This is a genomic window from Streptomyces sp. NPDC002896, from assembly GCF_040295225.1.
In the GTDB taxonomy this organism is placed as follows: domain Bacteria; phylum Actinomycetota; class Actinomycetes; order Streptomycetales; family Streptomycetaceae; genus Streptomyces.
This window is the reverse complement of sequence record NZ_JBEOVA010000095.1, coordinates 1-2,254: the sequence shown is the minus strand read 5'-3', so window position 1 is coordinate 2,254 and position 2,254 is coordinate 1. Positions and strand designations below refer to the sequence as shown.

The following is a 2,254-nucleotide window of genomic DNA, read 5'->3' as shown; positions in this document are numbered from 1 at the left end:
CACGCCCCCAACGCAATGGGCAACTTTTGCTTCGAGGTGACGCTCGGTTATCGGCGGCTGGAACTGCTTCCTCGCGCTGAGAGTAGGCATCGTCACGATGGGTAGTACGTTTGTGACATGGTGCGTCGTGATCGCGTTGATGGCGTCGAGTACGCACGGCGGGTCAATGCCGCCGCTGACCTGGTCGAGGCGGGTGTGCCCATCGCCGCTGCCGCTCACACGATGGCCAGCAGGTGTGGCGTGTCGGTACGCCAGGCACGCCGGTACGTGGAGCAGGCCATGGCCACTGGGCGGATTCAAGTTCCCGAAACGAGCGTGGTGTTCACCGTCAAGCTGCCGGGATCACTGGCAGGGCAGGTACGCGCCCATGCGCGCGAGATGGACGCCACGATCTCGGCGGTGGTGGCCCGGGCACTGGCCGAGTTCCTCGACCGGGACGCCCCTGAGGGGCGCGCGGGCCGATGAAGGCCCGGCTGCTGGAGTCGGAGTTCGTCTTCGACCGGCACGTGGATGCGGATCTGTCCGCGGCCTACGCGGTGCTGGTGCCCCAGCGCCGGGCCCGGGTGCGCGGCGGCAGGGACGAGGGAGGGCCCAGTGGTGAGCAGTGCCGCGATTTACGCCCGGGTGTCGTCGGCCCGGCAGAAGAAGGACCAGACGATCGGCTCGCAGACCGCCGCGCTGCGCGCGCACGCCGCCGGGCTGCACCTTGAACTGCCCGAGGAGTGGGTGTTCGAGGACGAGGGCCACTCCGGCGCCACCCTGGTGCGCCCCGCCCTGGAACGGCTGCGGGATGTGATCGCCACCGGATGCGTGGATGTGGTGCTGTGCTACAGCCCGGACCGGCTGGCCCGCAAGTTCGCCTACCAGGCCCTGCTGATCGAGGAGTTCGCCCGTTCGGGCTGCCGGGTGGAGTTCGTCAAGGGCCCGCGCGGCGACAGTCCCGAGGACCAGCTCCTGATCCAGTTCCAGGGCATGTTCGCCGAGTACGAGAAGGCCCAGCTGATGGAACGCTACCGACGCGGCAAGACCTACCGGGCCCGCACCGGCTCGGTCAACGTGCTCGGTGGCGCCCCGTTCGGCTACCGCTACCTGCGCAAAACCCCTGACCACGGCGCGACTTACGAGATCGTCGAGCACGAGGCGGCGCTGGTGGCCGAGCTGTTTCGCCGCTACGTCGACGAGGGCGCCTCGATCGCCGAGTTGACCCGCTGGCTCACCGGCACTGGCACCCCGACCCGCACCGGCAAGGCCCGGTGGGACCGCAGCGTCGTATGGGGCATGCTCCGCAACCCCGCCTACATGGGGTCGGCCGTCTTCGGCAAGACGATGATCGTCCACGAGTCACCGGGCCTGAACCGCGTCGCCCGTCTCGAGGGCCGCTCCACCCCGCGCGCGGTCAAGGCCGTCGACCGTCCCCGCGAGGAGTGGATCGAGATCCCTGTCCCCGCGATCATCAGCCGTGCCACGTTCGAACGCGCAGCTCAGCGCCTGGCCGACAACAAAAAGTACGCCTCCCGCAACAGCAAGACTCCCTCCCTGCTCCAGGGCCTGGCCGCCTGCGCCGGCTGCGGATACGGCTACTACCGCACCTCGACCCGCACCAGGAACCGGAAGATCTACTACTACCGGTGCCTGGGCTCCGACGACTACCGCTACGAGGGCGGCCGCATCTGCCCCAACAAGCCCGTCCGCGCCGACTACCTCGACGCGGTCGTCTGGGAGCACATCACTACTCTCCTCGCCGACCCGCACCTGATCCGCACCGAGATCGACAAGCGCCTGGAGCGGGCCCGCACCTCCGACCCCGCCCTACGCCAACGCGCCCGCCTCGAGCTGGCCCTGGCCAAGGCCACCACCGCCATCACCCGCATGATCGAGGCCTTTCAGGAACAGCTGATCACCATCGACGAACTGCGCACCCGGATGCCCGACCTGCGGGCCCGCGAGTCCAATCTTCGCGGCCAACTCGATGCTCTGGAAGCCCAGCTCGCCGACCGCGACGCCTACCTCAAACTCGCCGACGACCTGGAAGGCTTCCTCGCCCAGCTCCGCACCAGCGCCGCCGCAGCCGAGGTCCCCGAGCGCCAGCGCGTCCTGCGGCTTCTGGTCAAAGACGTCCTCATCGGCCCCGAAAAGATCACGATCCGACACCGCATCCCCGTCCGCGAACGGGCCACCGACGGTGATCGACAAATGGACTCCACCGATACAGAGGGTGACACGCGCCTGAGTTATCCATTGCGTTGGGGGCGTG

2 protein-coding genes are annotated in these 2,254 nt (G+C 68.5%); both read left to right on the top strand.

The features are described from left to right. Positions 1-117: 117 nt before the first annotated feature. Positions 118-465 (top strand): hypothetical protein, encoded by a 348-nt coding sequence (locus tag ABT009_RS47325; protein WP_351309659.1) that lies wholly within the window; start codon positions 118-120, stop codon positions 463-465. Between the two features lie 132 nt (positions 466-597). After that, the coding region (locus tag ABT009_RS47320; protein ID WP_351309656.1) for a recombinase family protein at positions 598-2,254 on the top strand (1,657 nt) is incomplete at its 3' end.